This window comes from Pseudoxanthomonas mexicana (assembly GCF_001556105.1).
Lineage (GTDB): Bacteria > Pseudomonadota > Gammaproteobacteria > Xanthomonadales > Xanthomonadaceae > Pseudoxanthomonas_A > Pseudoxanthomonas_A mexicana_A.
In genome coordinates this window covers 119,792-140,313 of sequence record NZ_LSIF01000055.1, presented here as the reverse complement: position 1 = coordinate 140,313, position 20,522 = coordinate 119,792, and the positions used below count along the sequence as shown (strand labels likewise).

The 20,522-nt window shown below is 66.5% G+C and carries 18 protein-coding genes and 2 pseudogenes; 14 read left to right on the top strand and 6 right to left on the bottom strand.

Annotated features, from left to right (window positions below; genetic code table 11):
- Together AX730_RS19150 and AX730_RS09635 are read left to right on the top strand one after the other, a co-directional pair.
- Positions 1 to 203: pseudogene (locus tag AX730_RS19150) on the top strand (hypothetical protein); the annotation flags it as partial.
- 16 nt (positions 204 to 219) lie between these two features.
- Positions 220 to 873 carry a hypothetical protein gene (locus tag AX730_RS09635; protein ID WP_062355378.1) on the top strand — a complete coding sequence of 218 codons (654 nt, stop codon included), beginning with the start codon at positions 220 to 222 and terminating at the stop codon, positions 871 to 873.
- 23 nt (positions 874 to 896) lie between these two features.
- Here the strand turns inward: AX730_RS09635 and AX730_RS09630 are convergent, their stop codons facing one another.
- Positions 897 to 2,348 carry a class II fumarate hydratase gene (locus AX730_RS09630; protein WP_062355375.1) on the bottom strand — a complete coding sequence of 484 codons (1,452 nt, stop codon included), beginning with the start codon at positions 2,346 to 2,348 and terminating at the stop codon, positions 897 to 899.
- 141 nt (positions 2,349 to 2,489) lie between these two features.
- Here AX730_RS09630 and purB point away from each other — a divergent pair, with 141 nt between their 5' ends.
- The 11 genes and pseudogenes from purB (at position 2,490) to pilH (ending at position 15,602) form a co-directional block, all read left to right on the top strand.
- Positions 2,490 to 3,857 (top strand): adenylosuccinate lyase, encoded by a 1,368-nt coding sequence (gene purB, locus AX730_RS09625; protein WP_062355372.1) that lies wholly within the window; start codon positions 2,490 to 2,492, stop codon positions 3,855 to 3,857.
- Positions 3,858 to 3,881: 24 nt separating this feature from the next.
- Positions 3,882 to 4,280: a VOC family protein gene (locus AX730_RS09620; RefSeq protein WP_062355369.1), complete on the top strand. Its 399-nt coding sequence runs from the start codon at positions 3,882 to 3,884 to the stop codon at positions 4,278 to 4,280.
- Positions 4,277 to 5,182 carry a subclass B3 metallo-beta-lactamase gene (gene bla / locus AX730_RS09615; protein WP_062355367.1) on the top strand — a complete coding sequence of 302 codons (906 nt, stop codon included), beginning with the start codon at positions 4,277 to 4,279 and terminating at the stop codon, positions 5,180 to 5,182. The genes AX730_RS09620 and bla overlap by 4 nt, the downstream gene beginning before the upstream one ends.
- Positions 5,183 to 5,254: 72 nt before the next feature.
- A pseudogene (locus AX730_RS09610) lies at positions 5,255 to 6,463 on the top strand (ribosomal protein uL16 3-hydroxylase); the annotation flags it as partial.
- 32 nt (positions 6,464 to 6,495) lie between these two features.
- Complete coding sequence (locus AX730_RS09605) at positions 6,496 to 7,407, top strand: GNAT family N-acetyltransferase (RefSeq protein WP_062355364.1); 912 nt, start codon at positions 6,496 to 6,498, stop codon at positions 7,405 to 7,407.
- A 185-nt stretch (positions 7,408 to 7,592) separates the two neighbouring features.
- Positions 7,593 to 10,418: a 2-oxoglutarate dehydrogenase E1 component gene (locus tag AX730_RS09600; RefSeq protein WP_062355361.1), complete on the top strand. Its 2,826-nt coding sequence runs from the start codon at positions 7,593 to 7,595 to the stop codon at positions 10,416 to 10,418.
- 43 nt (positions 10,419 to 10,461) lie between these two features.
- Complete coding sequence (gene sucB, locus AX730_RS09595) at positions 10,462 to 11,682, top strand: dihydrolipoyllysine-residue succinyltransferase (protein ID WP_062355358.1); 1,221 nt, start codon at positions 10,462 to 10,464, stop codon at positions 11,680 to 11,682.
- 186 nt (positions 11,683 to 11,868) lie between these two features.
- Positions 11,869 to 13,305, top strand: a complete 1,437-nt coding sequence (gene lpdA, locus AX730_RS09590) for a dihydrolipoyl dehydrogenase (RefSeq protein WP_062355355.1) — start codon at positions 11,869 to 11,871, stop codon at positions 13,303 to 13,305.
- Positions 13,306 to 13,401: 96 nt separating this feature from the next.
- Positions 13,402 to 13,995, top strand: a complete 594-nt coding sequence (locus AX730_RS09585) for an LOG family protein (RefSeq protein ID WP_062355352.1) — start codon at positions 13,402 to 13,404, stop codon at positions 13,993 to 13,995.
- 116 nt (positions 13,996 to 14,111) lie between these two features.
- Positions 14,112 to 15,107 carry an oxidoreductase gene (locus tag AX730_RS09580; protein ID WP_062355426.1) on the top strand — a complete coding sequence of 332 codons (996 nt, stop codon included), beginning with the start codon at positions 14,112 to 14,114 and terminating at the stop codon, positions 15,105 to 15,107.
- A gap of 102 nt (positions 15,108 to 15,209) precedes the next feature.
- Positions 15,210 to 15,602 carry a twitching motility response regulator PilH gene (gene pilH, locus AX730_RS09575; protein ID WP_062355349.1) on the top strand — a complete coding sequence of 131 codons (393 nt, stop codon included), beginning with the start codon at positions 15,210 to 15,212 and terminating at the stop codon, positions 15,600 to 15,602.
- A 93-nt stretch (positions 15,603 to 15,695) separates the two neighbouring features.
- On the opposite strand, the gene AX730_RS09570 is transcribed toward pilH, so the two are convergent.
- A complete protein-coding gene (locus AX730_RS09570; RefSeq protein WP_062355346.1) occupies positions 15,696 to 16,529 on the bottom strand; it encodes a DUF3298 and DUF4163 domain-containing protein in 834 nt (277 codons plus the stop codon).
- A gap of 75 nt (positions 16,530 to 16,604) precedes the next feature.
- Positions 16,605 to 16,904: a GNAT family N-acetyltransferase gene (locus tag AX730_RS09565; RefSeq protein ID WP_062355343.1), complete on the bottom strand. Its 300-nt coding sequence runs from the start codon at positions 16,902 to 16,904 to the stop codon at positions 16,605 to 16,607.
- 197 nt (positions 16,905 to 17,101) lie between these two features.
- On the opposite strand from AX730_RS09565, the gene AX730_RS09560 reads away from it, so the two are divergent.
- Positions 17,102 to 17,305: a hypothetical protein gene (locus tag AX730_RS09560; RefSeq protein ID WP_062355340.1), complete on the top strand. Its 204-nt coding sequence runs from the start codon at positions 17,102 to 17,104 to the stop codon at positions 17,303 to 17,305.
- Between the two features lie 150 nt (positions 17,306 to 17,455).
- Here AX730_RS09560 and AX730_RS19145 read toward each other — a convergent pair whose 3' ends face one another.
- From AX730_RS19145 to AX730_RS09545, 3 genes are all read right to left on the bottom strand, one after another.
- Entirely contained in the window at positions 17,456 to 18,130 is a 675-nt protein-coding gene (locus AX730_RS19145; protein ID WP_198147125.1) for a hypothetical protein, read from the bottom strand.
- An 80-nt stretch (positions 18,131 to 18,210) separates the two neighbouring features.
- Complete coding sequence (locus AX730_RS09550; RefSeq protein ID WP_062355337.1) at positions 18,211 to 18,828, bottom strand: rhomboid family intramembrane serine protease; 618 nt, start codon at positions 18,826 to 18,828, stop codon at positions 18,211 to 18,213.
- A gap of 9 nt (positions 18,829 to 18,837) precedes the next feature.
- The gene (locus tag AX730_RS09545) at positions 18,838 to 20,454 is read right to left on the bottom strand and encodes a POT-type proton-dependent oligopeptide transporter (protein ID WP_062355334.1); all 1,617 of its coding nucleotides are present in this window, start codon (positions 20,452 to 20,454) and stop codon (positions 18,838 to 18,840) included.
- Positions 20,455 to 20,522 lie beyond the last annotated feature (68 nt).

Here is a 20,522-nt window from a genome sequence, read left to right as displayed (position 1 = left end):
GCGGCAGCGTCGAGATCGGCTCGATCGGTTCGGGTGGCGCAGCACTGCGCGACATCACCGGCAACGTCGTCGTCGGCTCGATCGGCTCGGGCGGCGTGGAGGTGCGCAACGTCAGCGGCGGCCTGACCGTCCGTTCGGTGGGCAGCGGCGACGTCGACCACGATGGCGTGAAAGGCCGGATCGACATCCCCAAGCGCCGCTGATTCCAAGGACACCATCATGATCCGAACGTTCGTATTCGCCCTGTCGACCGCTCTATTGCTCGTCGCCTGCTCGAAAGGCGGTGATGCCAATGGCGATGCCACCAAGTCCAGCGCCCTCTGGGGCCAGAACCTCAAGCTCAACGCCACCGGTCATCCCAAGGCCGAGGTATCGGCGAAGGGCGACTTCATCGTCGGCGGCAAGCCGGTGCCGGTAACCGATGCGCAGCGCGCGCTGCTGGTCACCTATCACCGCGAACTCGGTGGCATCGCCGATGCCGGCATCGCCACCGGCAAGGAAGGCGCCAAGCTCGCCGGCAAGGCGGTCGGCGCCGCAGTGAAGGGCATCTTCAGCGGCAATCCCGACCAGATCGACAAGGAAATGGAAGCCGAGGCCAAGAAAGTTGAAGCGGAAGCGATGAAGATCTGCGACCGCCTGCCCGGCCTGTACAAGGCACAGCAGGATCTCGCGGTGGCCTTGCCGGCGTTCCAGCCCTACGCGGGCATGGAACTGGACGATATCCAGGAATGCCGTAGCTCGCACGACGATAGCTATGAAGCCGGCAAGGACGTGGGACGCGTCGTCGGTCAGGCGGTGAAGGCCACGCAAGCCAATGCAGCGCAGGAAGCCGATGCCGCCGCAGCGGAACCGGCGCCCGCTCCCACTCCCTGAGCTTCAGGCGCGGAGCTTCTCCGTCAGCCGCCGCCACCGCCCGGCTTGCCATGGATGCCGCCCTTCGCCAGCACGGCCGGATCGAGCAGCGGCTTGAGCGTCTTCTCCGGTAGTCCGGTCACCTCGCGCGCCACATCCAGCACGGGCCGGTTCTGCTTGTACGCCTGCTTGGCGATGGCGGCGCCCTTCTCGTAACCGATCACCGGGTTGAGCGCGGTCACCAGGATCGGGTTGCGGTCCAGCGCTTCCTGCACGCGCCCGGTGCGTACCGTGAGGCCGGCGATACAGTCGTCGGCGAGCAGACGCGACACGTTCGACAGCAACTGGATGCCGTCCAGCAGATTGTTCGCGATCAGTGGCAGCGTGACGTTGAGCTGGAAATTGCCGGTCTGCCCGGCGACCGTCACCGCCGTGTGGTAGCCCATCACCTGCGCGCACACCATCACCGTGGCTTCCGGGATCACCGGATTGACCTTGCCCGGCATGATCGAGCTGCCGGGCTGCAGTGCGGGAAGTTCCACTTCGCCCAGCCCCGCCAGCGGCCCGGAGTTCATCCAGCGCAGGTCGTTGGCGATCTTGGTCAGCGCGACGGCAAGTGCACTGAGCTGGCCGGACAGTTCGACCGCGTCGTCCTGCGCGGCCAGGCCTTCGAACTTGTTGGCGGCGCTTTCGAAACGGGTCTTGGTGCTCGTTGACAATGCCTTCGCGACACGTGCGCCGAAGCGCGGATCGGCATTGATGCCGGTGCCGATGGCGGTGCCGCCCAGCGGCAGGCGGCGCACGCGCTTCAGTGTGTCGTCGATGCGGGCCTGCGCCGACGAGAGCTGCGCCGACCAGGCCGAGAACTCCTGGCCGAACGTCAGCGGCATGGCGTCCATCAGGTGCGTGCGCCCGGTCTTCACCACCTTGCCCAGCGCCTTGCCGCGCGCATCGATGGTCTTGCGCAGGTGCTTGATGGCAGGCAGCAGGTCTTCCACCACCGCCAGCTGTGCGGCCACGCGCAGGGCGGTCGGGATGACGTCGTTGGAACTCTGGCCGAGGTTGACGTGGTCGTTCGGGTGCACGCTGGCCTTGCCGGCGCCGTCCTTGAACGAGCGTGAAGCGAGCGTGGCGACCACCTCGTTGGCATTCATGTTGGACGAGGTGCCCGAGCCGGTCTGGTAGACGTCGATGGGGAAATGCGCGTCGTGCGCGCCGGACGCCACTTCGTCTGCAGCCGCCCGCACCGCGGCCGAAATTCCTTTCGGCAGCAGGCCCAGACCAGCGTTGACCTCGGCCGCCGCGCCCTTGACGAGGCCCAGCGCGCGGATGAACCCGCGCGGCATTGGCCGGCCGGAAATCGGGAAGTTCTGTACGGCGCGCTGCGTCTGTGCGCCCCACAGCGCATCGGCGGGCACCTTCAGCTCGCCCATGCTGTCGTGTTCGATACGGGTACGTGCGGCGCGGGGCTTGCCCGCGGACTTCTTGCTGGTCATCAACCGTCTCCTGGAGGGATTCACGGCTTGCGCGCCGGCACGGGGCCGGTGGCTGGCGGGGGGCCACAGGATACGCCAGGCCGGATGGCCGCCTTCCCAGGGTAAAATGGAACGCTCCCTTTCAGCCCCCCGCCCGTGCCCATGTCGGATTCGTCCCTGCTCGCCCTCTCCCCGCTCGATGGTCGCTATGCCGGCAAGGTCGACGCCCTGCGCCCGATCTTCTCCGAGTACGGCCTGATCCGCGCCCGCGTGAAGGTCGAGGTGGAATGGCTGCTGGCACTGGCCGCCGAGCCGGGCATCACCGAGCTGCCCGCGTTCTCCGCGGCCCAGCAGACGAAGCTGCGCGCCTTGGCCGACGGTTTCAGCGTCGCGAACGCCGCCCGCGTGAAGGAGATCGAACGCACCACCAACCATGACGTCAAGGCGGTGGAGTACTTCATCAAGGAACAGCTGAAGGACGATGCCGAACTCGCGCCGGCGCTGGAGTTCGTCCACTTCGCCTGCACCAGCGAGGACATCAACAACCTGTCCTACGGCCTGATGCTGGAACAGGCGCGCCATGAGGTGCTGCTGCCGACGCTCGACGGCGTGACCGCCACGCTGCGCGCACTGGCGCATGCGCAGGCCGCGCAGCCGATGCTGTCGCGCACGCACGGCCAGACCGCGTCGCCGACCACGCTGGGCAAGGAGATCGCGAACGTCGTGGCGCGCATCGAGCGCCAGCGCGCGCAGATCGCGGCGGTGGAACTGACCGGCAAGATCAACGGTGCCGTCGGCAACTACAACGCGCACGTCGCCAGCTACCCCGATGTCGACTGGCCGGTATTCGCACAGCGCTTCGTCGAAGGCCTGGGTCTGGTCTTCAACCCGTACACCACGCAGATCGAGCCGCACGACAACATCGCCGAGATCGGCGATGCCGCGCGCCGCGCCAACACCATCCTGATCGACCTGGCCCGCGACATCTGGGGCTACGTCTCGCTGGGTTACTTCAAGCAGCGTCTGAAGGAAGGCGAAGTCGGTTCGTCGACGATGCCCCACAAGGTCAACCCGATCGACTTCGAGAACGCCGAGGGCAACTTCGGCATCGCCAATGCGCTGTTCGAACACTTCAGCGCCAAGCTGCCGATCAGCCGCTGGCAGCGCGACCTCACCGATTCCACCGTGCTGCGCGCGCTGGGCACCGCGTTTGGCCACACGCAGGTCGCACTGGACTCGCTGTCCAAGGGCCTGGGCAAGCTGGAAGTGAATCCGCAGCGCCTCGACGCCGATCTCGATGCCGCCTGGGAAGTGCTGGCCGAAGCCGTGCAGACCGTCATGCGCCGCCACGGCCTGCCGAACCCCTACGAGCAACTGAAGGCGCTGACCCGCGGCCAGGGCATCACCGCCGATTCGATGCGCACCTTCATCGAATCGCTCGACCTGCCCGCCGACGACAAGCAGCGCCTGCGCGACATGACGCCGGGCAGCTACACCGGCCTCGCCGAGCGGCTCGCACGGAACATCTGACGCCCGGGACGCGAGGGAACGGCGATGCACCTGCTGATCAACATCGACGTTCCCGACCTGCCCGCCGCGGAGACGCTGTACACGCAAGCCTTCGGCCTGACCGCTGCGCGCCGCTTCGGCGACGGTGGTGTCGAACTGCTCGGCGCGCAGGCGCCGATCTACCTGCTGCAGAACCCTGCCGGGTCGATCGCCGCTGCCGACGCGCGCCGCGACTACGCCCGCCACTGGACGCCCGTCCACCTGGACGTGGTGGTGGAAGCCCTTGAACCTGCCCTCGACCGCGCCCTGCAGGCCGGGCTGGTGCAGGAAACCGACATACGCGACGCGAACTGGGGCCGCATCGTGCGCCTGGCCGATCCCTGGGGTCATGGCTGGTGCCTGCTGCAGTTCGTCGATCGCGGTTACGACGAGATCGCCACATGACGCTCCGCTCCGCCCTGCTTTCCGCTCTGGTCGCACTCGCGCTTCCTTCCGCCGCGCTCGCTGCCGACGCACCCGCTGCCAAGGCCTGTGCCGATGATGCCGGCTGGAACGACCCGGCCACGCCGCTGCACGTCTACGGCAACACTTGGTACGTCGGCACCTGCGGTATCAGTGCGCTGCTGGTGACCTCCGATGCAGGCCACATTCTGATCGACGCCGCCACACCGCAGGCGGGCCCACAAATCCTGGCGAACATCCGCGCGCTCGGCTTCAAGCCCGAGGACGTGCGCGCCATCGTGTTCTCGCACGAGCACTTCGATCACGCCGGCAGCCTGGCCGAGTTGCAGAAGGCCACGGGTGCGCCGGTGTACGCGCGTGCGCCTGCCCTGGGCACGTTGAAGCGCGGCATGCCGGACCGCAACGACCCGCAGCTCGAGGTGGCGGAACCCATCGCGCCGGTCGAGCACATCGTCACGCTCGCCGACGACGGCGTGGTGCGCGTCGGGCCGCTGGCCCTGCAGGCGGTCGCGTCGCCCGGACATACTCCCGGCGGCACCAGCTGGACCTGGCGCGCCTGCGACGGCGATGACTGTCGCCAGATGGTCTACGCCGACAGCCTGACGGCGATTTCCGACGACGTGTACCGCTACACCGACGAAGCCGCACACCCCGGCTATACGGCCGCGTTCCGCGACACACTGGCGCGGGTGGCCGCGCTCGACTGCGACCTCCTGATCACGCCGCATCCATCCGCCAGCCGACTGTGGACGCGGATCGGACCCACGGCCAATGCGCCTTTGGCGGACCGTGGTGCTTGCCGTGCCTATGCGCAGAAAGCCTCCGAGCGGCTGGACAAGCGGCTGGCCGACGAAGCCGCGAAGGCATCCGCGCCGACGCCTTGATCGGACGCAATGACGACCGCCCTCCCACGATGAATGCTGCCGCCCTTCCTTTCTATTGAACGCCCCCTGTCGATGACCACCAAGACCACCCGCCGCTCCAAGGACCTGCCTTTCGAGGTGGACGCCACGCAGCACCAGCCGCTGGGCATGCCCGCCGAACGTTTCCTGCGCGACTACTGGCACAAGCGCCCGCTGCTGATCCGCAACGCTTTCCCCGATTTCGAAACGCCTGTGCAGCCCGAAGACCTCGCCGGCCTGGCCTGCGAAGAGGGCGTGCTGGCGCGCATGATCAGCCTGGACAAGGCAACGGGCGTCTGGGACGTGCGCACGGGCCCGTTCCAGGAGGAAGACTTCCCCGGCCTGCCCGACCACGACTGGACCCTGCTCGTGCAGGACGTGGACAAGTGGGACGCCGATGTCCGCCAGCTGCTCGAACAGTTCCGCTTCCTGCCGCGCTGGCGCGTGGACGACATCATGATCAGCTTCGCCGCCACCGGCGGCTCGGTGGGTGCGCACGTGGACCACTACGATGTGTTCCTGCTGCAGGCGCAGGGCGAGCGGCGCTGGATGATCGATGCCAGTGTCGCGATGGGGAAGCCGGCACCGGATCTCGCCTTCCAGGACGACGTGGCGATCAAGCTGCTGCGCCGCTTCGACCCAACCCACGAATGGGTGCTGTCGCCCGGCGACATGCTGTACCTGCCGCCGCTGGTCCCCCATCACGGCGTCGCCGAGAACGCCTGCCTGACCTTCTCGGTGGGCATGCGCGCACCGTCGTCGGCGGAACTGATCGGCGACTACCTGGACACGCTGATCGCCGAGGCAGACGACGCCATCCGTTACCACGACGAGGACCTGGTAGCACCGCAGGACCCCAACGAGATCGACGCCCGGGCGATGGAACGCGTGGTCGAGGCCTTGAACGCGCTGCGGATGAACGATCCGGACCTGGTCGGCGACTGGTTCGGCCGCTTCATCACCACCTACCGTGCCTCAGGCGATGTGATGCCAGCGCCCGACGCACCGTCGCGCATCGAGATGGAGTGGGACCTGCAGCAAGGCGCCCAGCTGCTGCGCCACCCGTTCTCGCGCGTCGCGTGGCGTCGGCGCCGCAAGGGCGCGACCCTGTTCTGCAATGGCGTGGACTACACCCTGCCGGTCAAGGAGGCCCAGCAGCTCGCGGCATTGGAAGGCCTGGACGGCACCACCTACGCGGCGCTCAGCGAGGCCGGACGAGATGCAGTGATGGCGCTGGCGGCGCAGGGCCACTATCAGCTGGCCCTGCCCGGTGACGATCAGGGTAGCGAAGACGCATGACCGCGCCTCGCGACTACCACGTCGACGCCGTCGACTACGCCGCGGACGCGGACTGGGTCCACGCGGTGCGGTACGTGGTGTTCGTGCAGGAACAGCAGGTACCACGCGACCTGGAACGCGATGCGCTGGACCCGCTCAGCCACCACGTGGTCGCCCGTGATGCCTCGGGCACCCCCATCGGGACGGCGCGACTGACGCCCGAGCACCGGATCGGCCGCATGGCCGTGCTGTCGACCTGGCGTGGTCAGGGCGTCGGCGACGCCCTGCTGGCGACCCTGCTGGACGAGGCCCGGCGGCGCCAGTGGCCCGACGTGTCGCTGCATGCGCAGGTCACCGCCGAGACGTTCTATGCGCGCCACGGCTTCCTCCCGGAAGGCGAGCGCTTCTTCGAGGCCGGCATCGAGCACCAGGGCATGCGGCGGCAGCTCATTGGCCCGGCCAGCATCGCCCAGCGCGTCGAGGCCGTGGCCATCACCACCGCAGTGGTGGCCCAGGCGCGGCGCAACCTCGTCATCTACAGCCGAGCCCTGGATCCCGGGCTCTGGGATGCGCCACCGGTCATCGAGTCGCTGCGCCGCTTCGCCACCCGCCAGACCGGGGCGCAGGTCCACGTGCTGCTCCAGGATGCCGGCACACCACAACGGGCACTGGCGCCCCTGATCGGCCTCGGCCAGCGCCTGCCCAGCGTGCTCGCATTCCGCGAAGTGCAGGACCCCGCGGACATGTCATACACCGCAGCCTTCGTCGCCAACGACGATCAGGGCTACTACCACCGGCCGCTCGGCCATCGCCTCGATGGCGAGGCGGGACTGGCGCACGCCGGCCGCGCCCGGCAGCTCCGCAACGAATTCACGCAGATGTGGGAGCGCTCTCGCCCCGTCAGCGAGTATCGAGCACTGGGCATCTAGCATTCTGCATACGGCACCGTTCCGATGCCCGCCGTCGGCCTGCAATCTGCGTCTTTAGTCCAATCCGGTTACGCCCCCTTCCCGCCATGGGGGTATAATTTCATGGTTTTCGTCCCCGTCAGTGCGGTATCGCGCAGCATGGACGCAAGCGCCCCCTCGACTACCCACTGCACGCCATCGCCATCGTGGACAATCTCCTGAAGCAGTTCGCGCAATCCTCGCAGCTCAACGGGGGCAACGCCTCCTACGTCGAAGACCTGTACGAGCAATACCTCGTCGCCCCCGACAGCGTGGGCCCCAAATGGAAGGCTTACTTCGACGGTTTCAAGGGCCACGAGGCCGGCGATGTTCCACACTCGGTGGTCATCCAGCAGATCACCGAGGCGGCACGGCAGGCCGGCAAGGGCGTGGTCGCGACCGGCGGCGGCGACGAACGCGAGCGCAATGTCGGTCGCCTGATCACCGCCTACCGTTCGCGCGGCCACCTGGGCGCCCAGATTGACCCGCTGGGCCTGACCCCGCCGGTCAACCCGCCGGACCTGGACCTGTCCTTCCACGACCTGTCCGATCGCGACCTCGACAGCGAGTTCAGCACCGGCAACGTCGGTGGCAACTCGCGCATGAAGCTGCGTGACCTGCTGGGGCGCCTGAAGGCGACCTACACCGGTCCCATCGGCGTCGAGTTCATGCATATCTCCGAGGTCGAGCAGCGCCAGTGGCTGTACCAGCGCCTCGAGACTGCCGGTGGCCAGTTCGGCCTGTCCGACGACGCCAAGCGCCGCACGCTGGAACGCCTGACGGCCGCCGAGGGCCTCGAGCGCTACCTGCACACCAAGTACGTCGGCCAGAAGCGCTTTTCGCTGGAAGGCGGCGACGCGCTGATCCCGCTGATGGACACCATGATCCGCAACGCGGGCGAAGGCGGGGTCAAGGACATCGTGGTCGGCATGGCCCACCGCGGCCGCCTGAACGTGCTGGTCAACACGCTGGGCAAGAGCCCGCGCAAGCTGTTCGACGAGTTCGAGGGCAAGTTCGAACACGACAACAGCCTGGCCCACGCCGGCGACGTGAAGTACCACATGGGCTTCTCCGCCGACATCGCCACCCCGGGCGGTCCGGTCCACCTGGCGCTGGCGTTCAATCCGTCGCACCTGGAAATCGTCGACCCGGTCGTCGCCGGCAGCGTGCGTTCGCGCCAGGAGCGCCGCAACGACACCGCGCGCCAGAGCGTGCTGCCGATCATCATGCATGGCGATGCCGCGTTCGCCGGCCAGGGCGTGGTGATGGAGCTGTTCCAGATGTCGCAGGCGCGCGGCTTCGCCGTCGGCGGCACCCTGCACATCGTCATCAACAACCAGATCGGTTTCACCACCAGCAACAAGGAAGACTCGCGCTCCACGCTGTACTGCACCGACGTGGCCAAGATGGTCGGCGCCCCGGTCTTCCACGTGAACGGCGACGACCCGGAAGCGGTGGTGTTCGTGGCGCAACTGGCCTACGACTTCCGCCAGCAGTTCAAGAAGGACGTGGTGATCGACCTGGTCTGCTACCGCCGCCATGGCCACAACGAGGCCGACGAGCCCGCAGCCACGCAGCCGGTGATGTACCAGACCATCCGCAAGCACGCGACCACGCGCGAGATGTACGCCGCCAAGCTGGAAGGCGCCGGCGTGATTCCCGCCGAGGGCGGCAAGGCGATGGCCGATGCGTACCGCAACAAGCTGGATTCGGGCGAATACACCACCGAGCTGGCCAAGCAGAAGGGCGACGAACTGGCGATCGACTGGTCGCGCTACCTGTCGGGCAAGCTGAGCGATGCGGTCGACACCAAGGTCAAGCGCAAGGCGCTGGACTCGCTGGCGAAGATCATCACCACGATCCCCGCCGGCGTGGCGCTGCACCCACGCGTGGCGAAGATCTACGAGGATCGCGTGAAAATGGCTGCCGGCGAGCAGTTGGCCGACTGGGGCTTCGCCGAGAACCTCGCCTACGCCACGCTGCTGTCGGAAGGCAACGGCCTGCGCCTGGTCGGCCAGGACGCCGGCCGCGGTACGTTCTTCCACCGCCATGCGATCCTGCACGATCAGAAGACCGACAGCTATTACCTGCCGCTGCGCCAGCTGGTGGAACAGCCGGAACAGGCCACCATCATCGACTCGCTGCTCAGCGAGGAAGCGGTGATGGCGTTCGAGTACGGTTTCTCGACCACCGATCCCAACACGCTATGCATCTGGGAAGCCCAGTTCGGCGACTTCGCCAATGGCGCGCAGGTGGTGATCGACCAGTTCATCGCCGCCGGCGAAGCCAAGTGGGGCCGCATCAGTGGCCTGACCCTGCTGCTGCCGCACGGCTATGAAGGCCAGGGCCCGGAGCACAGCTCCGCGCGCCTTGAGCGCTTCCTGCAGTTGTGCGCGGTCGAGAACATGCTGGTCTGCGTGCCGACCACGCCTGCCCAGTGCTACCACATGCTGCGCCGGCAGATGCGCATGACCACCCGCAAGCCGCTGGTGGTGATGACCCCGAAGTCGCTGCTGCGCCACAAGCTGGCCGTGTCCACGCTGGACGAACTGGCCAACGGCGAGTTCCAGCACCTGATCCCCGATGCCACCGCCGACGCCAAGAAGGTCAAGCGCATCGTCGCCTGCTCGGGCAAGGTCTATTACGACCTGCTGGAGGACGCGCAAAAGCGTGGCCAGGACGACGTGGCCATCCTGCGCGTGGAGCAGCTTTACCCGTTCCCGCGCGAGCAGCTGGCCGCCGAACTCAAGCGCTACGGCAAGGCCACCGAGGTGGTCTGGTGCCAGGAAGAGCCGCAGAACCAGGGTGCGTGGTACCAGATCAAGCACCACCTGCAGGCCTGCCTCACCGACAAGCAGACGCTCGACTATGCGGGCCGCCCGCGTTCGCCCTCGCCCGCCGCCGGCCATTTCGCCGAGCACGTCGAGGAACAGCTCAAGCTGGTCGCCGACGCACTGGTCAACAAGCTCGGCAACGACAACGTCGCCGAATAAGCCCCCACCCCCATTAGAACAAACCACCAGGACGTCCCATCCCATGGCCACTGAAGTCAAAGTTCCGGTTCTTCCCGAATCCGTCTCCGATGCCACCATCGCCGCCTGGCACAAGAAGGTCGGCGACGCGGTCAAGCGCGACGAGAACCTGATGGACCTGGAAACCGACAAGGTCGTGCTGGAAGTGCCCTCGCCCGTCGACGGCGTGCTGAAGGAGATCAAGTTCAAGGAAGGCGACACGGTGACCAGCCAGCAGCTGCTGGCGATCATCGAAGAAGGTGCCGTGGCCGCCGCGGCACCGGCCGCCGAAGCCAAGCAGCCTGCCGCCGGTGCCCAGGAAGTGCAGCCGAAGGCGGAGGCCGCCAAGGCCGATGCCGCCGCCCCGTCCAGCACCAAGCCTGCGCCTGCCGGCGCCGATGCGCTGCCGCCGGGCGCACGCTTCACCGCCATCACCCAGGGCATCGATCCGGCTGGCGTGGAAGGTACCGGCCGCCGTGGCGCCGTGACCAAGGAAGACCTGATCAACTACGCCAGCGGCAAGACCGCCGGCGTGTCCGGTGGCGCACGCCCGGAAGAGCGCGTGCCGATGACCCGCATCCGCACGCGGATCGCCGAGCGCCTGATGCAGTCCAAGAACTCCATCGCCATGCTGACCTCGTTCAACGAAGTCAATCTGGCCAAGGTCATGGAGATGCGCAAGGAGCTGCAGGACGACTTCGTGAAGGCCAACGGCATCAAGCTCGGCTTCATGAGCTTCTTCGCCAAGGCCGCCGCCAACGCGCTGCAGCGCCACCCGATCGTCAACGCCTCGGTCGACGGCAACGACATCATCTACCACGGCTACTCCGACATCTCGATCGCCGTCTCCACCGAGAAGGGCCTGGTCACGCCGGTGCTGCGCAATGTCGAACGCATGGGCTTCGGCGACATCGAGAAGGGCATCGCCGAGTACGCCAAGAAGGCACGCGACGGCAAGCTCGGCCTGGAAGACCTGCAGGGCGGCACCTTCACCATCACCAACGGCGGCACCTTCGGTTCGCTGATGTCCACGCCGATCGTCAACCCGCCGCAGAGCGCCATCCTCGGCATGCACGCGATCAAGGACCGCGCCATCGTCGAGAACGGCCAGGTCGTCGCCGCGCCGATGATGTACATCGCGCTGTCCTACGACCACCGCATCATCGACGGCAAGGACGCGGTGCTGTTCCTGGTCGACATCAAGAACCAGCTGGAAAACCCGCACCGCATGCTCCTGGGCATGTGATGCACTGAGCCCCTCTCCCTTCGGGAGAGGGGTTGGGGTGAGGGGCAACGGAGTCACGCCCTCTGGCCTCGCGATAGAGCGCGGCACCCCCACCTCCGGTTTTGGAGTATCCCACTCCGTCGCCCCTCATCCGCCCTTCGGGCACCTTCTCCCGAGGGGAGAAGGGAAAAGGCAAAGGACACAGAAATGGCTGAACAATTCGACGTCGTCGTCATCGGTGCCGGTCCCGCCGGCTACCACGCCGCCATCCGCGCCGCGCAGCTGGGCATGAAGGTCGCCTGCATCGACGCCGCGCTGGGCAAGGACGGCAAGCCCGCGCTCGGCGGCACCTGCCTGCGCGTCGGCTGCATCCCGTCCAAGGCGCTGCTGGACTCCTCGCACCAGTACCACAACCTGACCCACCAGTTCGAACAGCACGGCATCAGCGTCAAGGACGCGAAGATCGACGTCGGCACCATGGTCGGCCGCAAGGACGCCATCGTGAAGCAGTTCACCGGCGGCATCGCGCAACTGTTCAAGGCCAACAAGGTCACCGCCTACTACGGCTTCGGCCAGTTGCAGCCGGGCAACCTCGTCAAGGTCAAGCAGCACGACGGCAGCGAAGTCGAACTGAAGGGCACCAACATCATCATCGCCGCCGGCTCGGATTCGATCGAACTGCCGTTCGCCAAGTTCGACAACGAATACATCGTCGACAACGTCGGCGCACTGGACTTCACCGAAGTCCCGAAGCGCCTCGCGGTGATCGGCGCAGGCGTGATCGGGTTGGAGCTGGGCAGCGTGTGGAAGCGCCTCGGCGCCGAGGTCACCATCCTCGAAGCCCTGCCCGATTTCCTCGCCGTCGCCGACAGCGAAGTGTCGAAGGTCGCCGCGCGCGAGTTCAAGAAGCAAGGCCTCGACATCCGCCTTGGCGCCAAGGTGTCGAAGACCGAGGTCACCGGCAAGGGCAAGAAGAAGGACGTCGTGGTCACCTACAGCGACGCCGAAGGCGAGAAGACGCTGACCGTGGACAAGCTGCTGGTCGCCGTCGGCCGCCGCGCCGCGAGCAAGGGCCTGCTGGCCGACGGCACCGGGGTCAAGCTCAACGAGCGTGGCCAGGTGGAAGTGGATGCGCATTGCCACACCGGCGTCGATGGCGTCTGGGCGATCGGCGACTGCGTGCGTGGGCCGATGCTGGCGCACAAGGGCTTCGAGGAAGGCATCGCGGTGGCCGAACTGATCGCCGGCCTGCCGGGGCACGTCAACTTCGACACCATTCCGTGGGTCATCTACACCTCGCCCGAGATCGCCTGGGTCGGCAAGACCGAGCAGCAGCTCAAGGCCGAAGGCGTGGCGTACAAGGCCGGCTCCTTCCCGTTCGCCGCGGTGGGCCGCGCCGTGGCGATGGCGGAGCCGACCGGCTTCGTGAAGGTCATCGCAGACGCCGAAACCGATCGCGTGCTGGGCATGCACCTGGTCGGCGCCAACGTGTCCGAACTGGTGCACGAAGGCGTGCTCACCATGGAGTTCAAGGGCTCCGCGGACGACCTGGCCCGCATCTGCCACGCGCACCCGTCGCTGTCCGAAGCGGTGCACGATGCCGCGATGGCCGTGCACAAGCGCGCGATCCACAAGCCCAACTGAGGCCCGCACGGCGGCGCCGTCGCCGCCGTGATCCGCATGCGCCAGGCGATGCCTGGCGTTTTGCGTTTCAGACAACAGGCAACACAGGACATCGACATGAAGAGCATCTGCGTCTACTGCGGCTCCAACGCCGGCAACAAGCCCGCCTACACCGAGCGCGCCATCGCGCTGGGCGACCGCATCGCAAAGGAAGGCCTGCAGCTGGTCTACGGCGGTGGCAACGTCGGCCTGATGGGCGTCGTCGCCGACGCCGTGCTGGCCGCCGGTGGCGAAGTGATCGGCGTGATCCCCGAACAGCTCGTCAACTGGGAAGTCGCGCACAAGGGCCTGACCCGTCTGGATGTGGTCGCCAACATGCACGAACGAAAGAAGCGCATGTTCGACCTGTCCGATGCGTTCGTCGCCCTGCCCGGCGGCTTCGGCACGCTCGACGAGATGTTCGAGATGCTGACCTGGCGCCAGCTCGGCATCGGCAACAAGCCCTGCGCCTTTCTCGACGTGGAAGGCTTCTACACCCCGCTGATGGGCATGATCGACCGCATGGTCGAAGAGCGCTTCCTGCACCCGGAACAGCGCGACGACCTGTGGCATGGCGACGATATCGATGCCATGGTCGACTGGATGCGCGCCTATTCGCCGGCGCAGGCGGACAAGTGGATGGACGAGAAGCGGCGCAAGTCGTTGCGTTGAACCACGCGGCAGCGGCTTAGACCAAAGTCCGGCGTACCCGCCGACGATCCGCGCGCAGAATCAGGGCCATGCCCTTCCCTGCCGTCGACCGTGACGGCATGAACCAGGAAATGTCCATGACCCTGCCCACGACCTTCAACGCCTTCCGCATCCACAACGACGATGCGGGCTACCGCAGCGGTATCGAAACCATCGCGCTGGATGCGCTGAATCCCGGCGAGATCGTCATCAAGACCGCGTACTCGTCGGTCAACTTCAAGGATGCGCTCGCCGGCACGGGCGAAGGCAAGATCCTGCGGCGTTTCCCGCTGGTCGGTGGCATCGACGTCGCCGGCCATGTGGTGGCCTCCACTGATCCTTCTTTCAAGGAGGGCGATGCGGTGCTGGTCACCGGCTCGGGCCTCAGCGAAACGCGGGATGGCGGCTACGCCGAGTACGCGCGGCTTGACGCGAAGTGGGTCATTCCCCTGCCCTCGGGGCTGAGCCTGCGCGAGAGCATGATCCTGGGCACCGCCGGCTTCACTGCCGCGCTGGCGTTGTTCCGCATGCGCGAGAACCGGCAGACGCCGGATCTCGGCCCGCTTGCCGTCACCGGGGCCACCGGTGGCGTCGGCTCGCTCGCCGTCGACATCTTCAGCAAGGCGGGCTTCGAGGTGCATGCCGTCAGCGGCAAACCCGAGAACACCGCGTACCTTACGTCGATCGGCGCCGCCGAGGTGCTGGGGCGCGATGGGCTGGCCACCCTGCGTCCGATGGAGTCGGCACGTTTCGGCGGCGGCCTCGACAACGTCGGCGGCCCCATGCTGGCCAGCCTGCTGGCGCAGACGTCACCCTACGGCAATGTGGCCAGTGCCGGTCTGGCCGCCACTGCCGATCTGCCCATAACTGTGATGCCCTTCATCATTCGGGGCGTGTCGCTGCTCGGCGTCGCCTCCGCAGGCACCGCGCGCGACATCCGCGAGCAGGTCTGGCAGCACCTGGCCAGCGACTGGAAGCCGCGGCACCTTGACACGATCTGTACGCGCGAAACCACGCTGGAAGGCTTGCCTGAGGTGTTCCGCACCATGCTGGACGGGCGCTCGTTCGGGCGCACGCTGGTGCGAATGGGATGAACGGCGCCGGCGGTACGACGGACGTTATCCGTTGGCCGCCCAACCCATTGTGTTGTCACCGGCAAGGTCTAAAATCGGTGACGGGGAACACTGGGGACATCCATGGCAAAGATTCTGATCGTCGACGATTCACCGTCGCAGCTGCTGGGCATCCAGCGCATCGTAGAGAAACTGGGGCACGAATCCATTACGGCCGAGGACGGCGCCGCGGGTGTGGAAGTGGCCAAGCGCGAGCTGCCGGACATGGTGCTGATGGATGTGGTGATGCCGAACCTCAACGGGTTCCAGGCGACACGCACATTGAGCCGCGAGGTCACCACCAAGCACATCCCGGTGATCCTGGTGACCACCAAGGACCAGGACACGGATCGCATGTGGGGCCTGCGCCAGGGCGCGAAGGCCTACCTGACCAAGCCGTTCTCCGAAGACGAGCTGGCCGAGGTGATCGAGCGCATCTTCAACGCACGCGAACTGCCGTCGCCGCCGTCGGCCTGACGCCACCGCACCTCATGAAAAAAAGAGCAGGCCCTGGCCTGCTCTTTTCGTTTCAGATGCTTACCTCCGGAGAGGGCTCGCCACCGTCACCCGTCAGCGGGCGAACAGCGCTGCGTACTCCGCCGCGACATGCGGCAGTACCAGCGCAGCAGGCACGTCCACCGTCTGCGTGCCGTCGGCATAAGGCCCCACCTGGTAGGGCGCGAAGACGAATCGCAATGCCGTGATGCGGCCTGCCGCGTCAAGCACCGGCACGAACTCGCTGAAGTTGTCGGCCTCGGGCTCCGTGCCCTCGTCGATCATCCGGAACGTACTCTTGATCAGTGCCGCCCGGTCCACCGGCGCCAGTTCGTCTTCGTCCGCGCGGGTGACCACGGCGGTATGCAGCTGTTCGCGCACATAGTCGCTGACCGCCTGCCACCCCTTCACGTCGGGAATCAGCGCGTCTGCGGTCAGGCGCGCGTCCTGTTGCGGCAGCCAGACGAAGCGCGCGATCAATGGCTGGCCGTGCGCACCGCCGGTGTAGCGGCTGCCATCGGCGGCCACGGCCACGATCTGCGGCGTGTCCACCACCTGTTCGAACGCCAGCGACAGTTCGTACGGCGCGGAGGGCTTGTCATTGCCAAAGGCCTCGACGGCCTCCATCAACTCGGCGCGTTCCGCCTCGGTATACGCCGACAGCGCCTTGGCCAGCCCAGGATAGCGGTTGACCGTGGACGGATAGCTGATGCCCACGACGTACCGGTCGGTGGTCTCGATGACGTCCTTCAGGTCGACCGGCACGGCGACCGTCCCGGCGGGCGCGACCACGGGGGGCTGCGGCTCGCCGGTCGCGGCGGGCGGCGCGGTGGCTTCGCGCTTGCAGGCGGCCACGGCGAGCACCGTCAACAGGACGAGGCCGGCCTGGCGGGCCGGGTTGCGGGACATGGGGGTGAATGACACGTTCGGGCTCCTTCCGCGTGTGATGGCCGTCATTCTAGGCCGCCCCACCGCAGTCCTCCATCACGATCGCGCATCGATCAGATCGGCATACTCGGGATGCCGCTGGACATAGGCAGCGGAATAGGAACAGGCCGGCACCACGCGCCAGCCCTGCGCACGTGCATGATCCAGCGCGGCCTTGACCAGCGTGGCGGCGACGCCCCGACCGCCGATCGCCTCCGGCACGCCGGTGTGGTCGATGACCATGCGGCCGTCCCGCAGCGAGTACAGGAGTTCGGCGTCATGCCCGTCGAGCCGGGTGGAAAAGCGGCGAGCGGCCGGGTCGTGATGGAGGTCGAGGGAAGGCTGGTCGCCGGTCATGGCGGCTCCGTGGTAGGGGACTCACCTACATTGTGACGCAATGCCCGGCGGGTCCTTTGGCACAACTGGACGCAGCGCGTCACATTCATGCTTGTGAAAGAAATTCGAGCGACGGCGAGCGTGACGGACTTCGCAGTTCGATAGTTGGCACGATTGCTGCGTGATACGGGACATAGACCTGCACACGGAGCTTCGCCATGAGCCTGATCGACGCACTGCCCGATGTCTCGAATGCCAGCGACTTCACCCTGCTGGAAGGCCTGTACCAGCTCACCGTCACCGGCCACACCGACGCGTGGGAGTTCGAAAAACTCAACAACGCGGTGTACGAGCGCCTGATGTCGACCTATTCCGGCAGCGAGACCGCCGGCGTGCACGCCGTGCACTCCTTGATGGACTGATCCACCCGCACGACGCCCACCGGGTGCTCCGGCGCGGCGCAGGGGTCCGCCTTCGGGTGCGACTGCCGCGCCGGAGTCCCGTCCCACCTGCACGCACGGTGCAGGCAGAACGAAATCCCCGTCCTCATCGACAGACACGAACGGCGCGTCCTACTCGCCGCGATGGTCGCGCTTGCCCTGGTTGCGCCGGTCCTGTGTGCCCGCGCTGCCCTGGATCGCTTTCATGCGGCTTTCGGCGGCATGCAGTTCGTGCGCCTTGGCCGGCGCCTCATTCGACACGAAACCCGTACCCGTCGCACCCGGCTGACCGTTCTGGTCCAACTGCTGCCAGGGTGCCGGCTGACGATCGTGTTCGTGCTTCTGTTCCAGCAGCGTGCGTGCCGTCGCCAGCGCCTGTGCCGGAGTGACCTTGCGTGGAGCGCGTTTGCGCGGTGCCGCCTTCTTCGCAGGCGTCTTGCGTGCCGTCGTGCGCTTGGCGACGGCCTTTTTCGCCGCCGACGGTTTTGCCGCGACTTTTTTCGCGACCTTCTTCACCACCTTCCTGGTGGCCTTCTTGACAGCGACTTTCTTGGCGACGGTCTTGCGCGTTGCCTTGGCGCCCTTCGTCGCCGTCTTCTTCGCAGCCTTCTTGACGGGCTTGCGTGATGCGGCCTTCTTGACCGCCTGCTTCGCCACGCGCTTCTTGGTCGTCGCCTTGCTCGCGGTTTTCTTCGTGGCTTTCTTCGCGGTCTTCTTGACCGCCTTGCGTGCCGTGCTCTTCTTGGCCGCGGTCTTCTTCGCGGCTTTCTTGACTGCCTTCTTGGCTGCTGTCTTGCGGGTCGCCATGCGCTTCTCCACGGGTGGGACACGCCACCGGGATATCACGGCCCACCTTCAGTAGAGGTGAGCGAAGGCGCAATGGCGACTTAACCGAAGCTGGGATTGGACAGTGATTCCAGGAAGTGCCCCAGCACACGCGGCTCCATCGCCGCCAGGAACAGGATGCCGTACGCGGCGCCTGCCAGATGGGCGCCGTGGTTGATGTTGTCGCCGCCGCGCCGGTCCATCCAGATGCTGTAGGCGATGTACAGCACGGCGAACACGATGGCCGGCATCGGGATGAAGAACACGCCGATGCGGGCCCACGGATCGATCAGGATGTAGGCGAACAGCACCGCCGACACCGCACCGGACGCGCCCAGGCTGCGGTAGTTGGGATCCTTCTGGTGCTTGAGGTAGGTCGGCAGGATCGAGACCACCAGCGCGGAGAAATAGAACGCGACGTATGTCAGCCGGCTGCCGCTGAGCTGGGTCATCACCTGCTCCATCATCCGACCGAAGAAGAACAGCGTGACCATGTTGAACAGCAGGTGCCAGAAGTCGGCGTGGATAAAGCCGTAGGTCACCAGCCGGTCGTACTGGCGGTGCCGGTCGATCGCCGGCGGCCACAGGATCAGCCGCATCAGTAGCGACGGCGTGCGGAAGGCGATCAGGCTGACCACGCAAGTCACGCCAATCAACAGCAGGGTGATGGGAGCGTCCATCGGTCGTCCTTACGCCGCGGTGCGGTAGTTGTCCTGCATCGGATAGGTCCGCGCGTACAGTGCGAACGCCAGGGCTGCCACGAACGCGAAGCCGGCGAAGAAGAACATCAGGAACGCGTTCTCCGTCCAGCCCTGCGACTGGATCCAGCCGATCACCGCCGGATCGCGGACGCTGGCGTTGGTCAGCAACACCCACAGGCCGCCGAACGTGCTTGTCAGGTACCAGAACGCCATGATCACGCCCTTCATCGCCATCGGCGCCTGGCTGTAGGCGAACTCCAGCGCGGTTGCCGACACCAGCACCTCGCCGAAGGTCAGCAACAGGTACGGCAGCGTCTGCCAGGCCAGCGAAACCTGCTCGCCGTCGTCCATCTGCAGTTGCAGCATGCCCGCGACGATCCACGACAGGGCGGAGATGACGATGCCCCAGCCCATCCGGCGCAGTGCGGTGACGTTGAAACCCATCTTCCGCAACGCCGGGTACAGCACCAGGTTGTTGAACGGGATCAGCAGCATGACCATCAGCGGATTCAGTGCCTGCATCTGGGTGGCGTCCTTCACCAGCCAGCTCGGCCACCACCACAGATCGTGCGGAATCACCATCGCCTTGCCCTGGATGACCCAGGTGGAGGCCTTCTGGTCGAACAGCGACCAGAACGGCGTAACCAGCGCGAATACGATAAGGATGCGCAGCACCGAGCGCACGCCCTCGATCGCGGCATCCGGGTGCAGGCCGCGCGCTCGCTCCAGCTGGATCGATGTACCCAAGCCGACACCCGCGATGATGGCGCCCAGCGCAAGGCAGGCCGTGATGACGAAACCCCACGGCTCGGGCCAGAGGCCGACGCCTGCGAACTTCAACGCCCACAACGCCAGCATCACGACCGCACCGACCATGCCGACGGCAGCGACCAGCGTGCCGAAGCCAAAGCCTTTGACCAGCAGCGCGCTGCGCACGATATTGAGGAACGAGTCCGGATCGTTGCCGCGCGACGGCGGCACGTTGATGTATTTGTCGCGACCCAGCCAGAAGATGAAGGTCGCGATGAACATCAGAATGCCCGGGATGCCGAACGCCCACGCCGGACCCCAGCTGCGCAGCACCAGCGGCATCAGCAACGATGCGAAGAACGAACCGAAGTTGATGATCCAGTAGAACGCATCGAAGACCAGTTTCGCTTTGCTCTTGTTCGACTGGTCGAACTGGTCGCCGCAGAATGTCACCACCAGCGGCTTGATGCCGCCCGACCCCAGGGCGATCAGGAACAGTCCGGTATAGAACCCGGCCGCGTTGCCCTCGAACAACGCAAGGCAGGCATGGCCCGCGCAGTAGATCAGCGAGAACCAGAGGACGGTGTTGTACTTGCCGAAGTAGCGGTCGGACAGCCAGCCGCCCAGCAGCGGGAAGAAGTACACGCCGATGACAAAGCTGTGGAACAGGTCCTTCGCCGCACCTTCTCGCGACGCCTGGTCCGGCAGGTAGGCCAGCAGCACCGAACTGATCAGGAACGGCACCAGGATGTTGCGCATCCCGTAGAAGCTGAACCGCTCGCACGCCTCGTTGCCGATGATGTAGGGAATCTGGCGGGGCATGCGGCCCTGGTTGGCTTCCGCGGTCGTGCTCATCCGATCTTCCGGTGAAAAAGTTCCGGAAGGTTACCGTATCCGCCCTCGGAGGGTCGAACCGCGCGGGT

What these genes read in the sequence shown, in the direction of transcription:
- AX730_RS09635 (WP_062355378.1), top strand. Translation starts at nt 220, where the DNA reads ATGATCCGAACGTTCGTATTCGCCCTGTCGACCGCTCTATTGCTCGTC.
- AX730_RS09630 (WP_062355375.1), bottom strand. Translation starts at nt 2,348, where the DNA reads ATGACCAGCAAGAAGTCCGCGGGCAAGCCCCGCGCCGCACGTACCCGT.
- purB (WP_062355372.1), top strand. Translation starts at nt 2,490, where the DNA reads ATGTCGGATTCGTCCCTGCTCGCCCTCTCCCCGCTCGATGGTCGCTAT.
- AX730_RS09620 (WP_062355369.1), top strand. Translation starts at nt 3,882, where the DNA reads ATGCACCTGCTGATCAACATCGACGTTCCCGACCTGCCCGCCGCGGAG.
- bla (WP_062355367.1), top strand. Translation starts at nt 4,277, where the DNA reads ATGACGCTCCGCTCCGCCCTGCTTTCCGCTCTGGTCGCACTCGCGCTT.
- AX730_RS09605 (WP_062355364.1), top strand. Translation starts at nt 6,496, where the DNA reads ATGACCGCGCCTCGCGACTACCACGTCGACGCCGTCGACTACGCCGCG.
- sucB (WP_062355358.1), top strand. Translation starts at nt 10,462, where the DNA reads ATGGCCACTGAAGTCAAAGTTCCGGTTCTTCCCGAATCCGTCTCCGAT.
- lpdA (WP_062355355.1), top strand. Translation starts at nt 11,869, where the DNA reads ATGGCTGAACAATTCGACGTCGTCGTCATCGGTGCCGGTCCCGCCGGC.
- AX730_RS09585 (WP_062355352.1), top strand. Translation starts at nt 13,402, where the DNA reads ATGAAGAGCATCTGCGTCTACTGCGGCTCCAACGCCGGCAACAAGCCC.
- AX730_RS09580 (WP_062355426.1), top strand. Translation starts at nt 14,112, where the DNA reads ATGACCCTGCCCACGACCTTCAACGCCTTCCGCATCCACAACGACGAT.
- pilH (WP_062355349.1), top strand. Translation starts at nt 15,210, where the DNA reads ATGGCAAAGATTCTGATCGTCGACGATTCACCGTCGCAGCTGCTGGGC.
- AX730_RS09570 (WP_062355346.1), bottom strand. Translation starts at nt 16,529, where the DNA reads ATGTCCCGCAACCCGGCCCGCCAGGCCGGCCTCGTCCTGTTGACGGTG.
- AX730_RS09565 (WP_062355343.1), bottom strand. Translation starts at nt 16,904, where the DNA reads ATGACCGGCGACCAGCCTTCCCTCGACCTCCATCACGACCCGGCCGCT.
- AX730_RS09560 (WP_062355340.1), top strand. Translation starts at nt 17,102, where the DNA reads ATGAGCCTGATCGACGCACTGCCCGATGTCTCGAATGCCAGCGACTTC.
- AX730_RS19145 (WP_198147125.1), bottom strand. Translation starts at nt 18,130, where the DNA reads ATGGCGACCCGCAAGACAGCAGCCAAGAAGGCAGTCAAGAAAGCCGCG.
- AX730_RS09550 (WP_062355337.1), bottom strand. Translation starts at nt 18,828, where the DNA reads ATGGACGCTCCCATCACCCTGCTGTTGATTGGCGTGACTTGCGTGGTC.
- AX730_RS09545 (WP_062355334.1), bottom strand. Translation starts at nt 20,454, where the DNA reads ATGAGCACGACCGCGGAAGCCAACCAGGGCCGCATGCCCCGCCAGATT.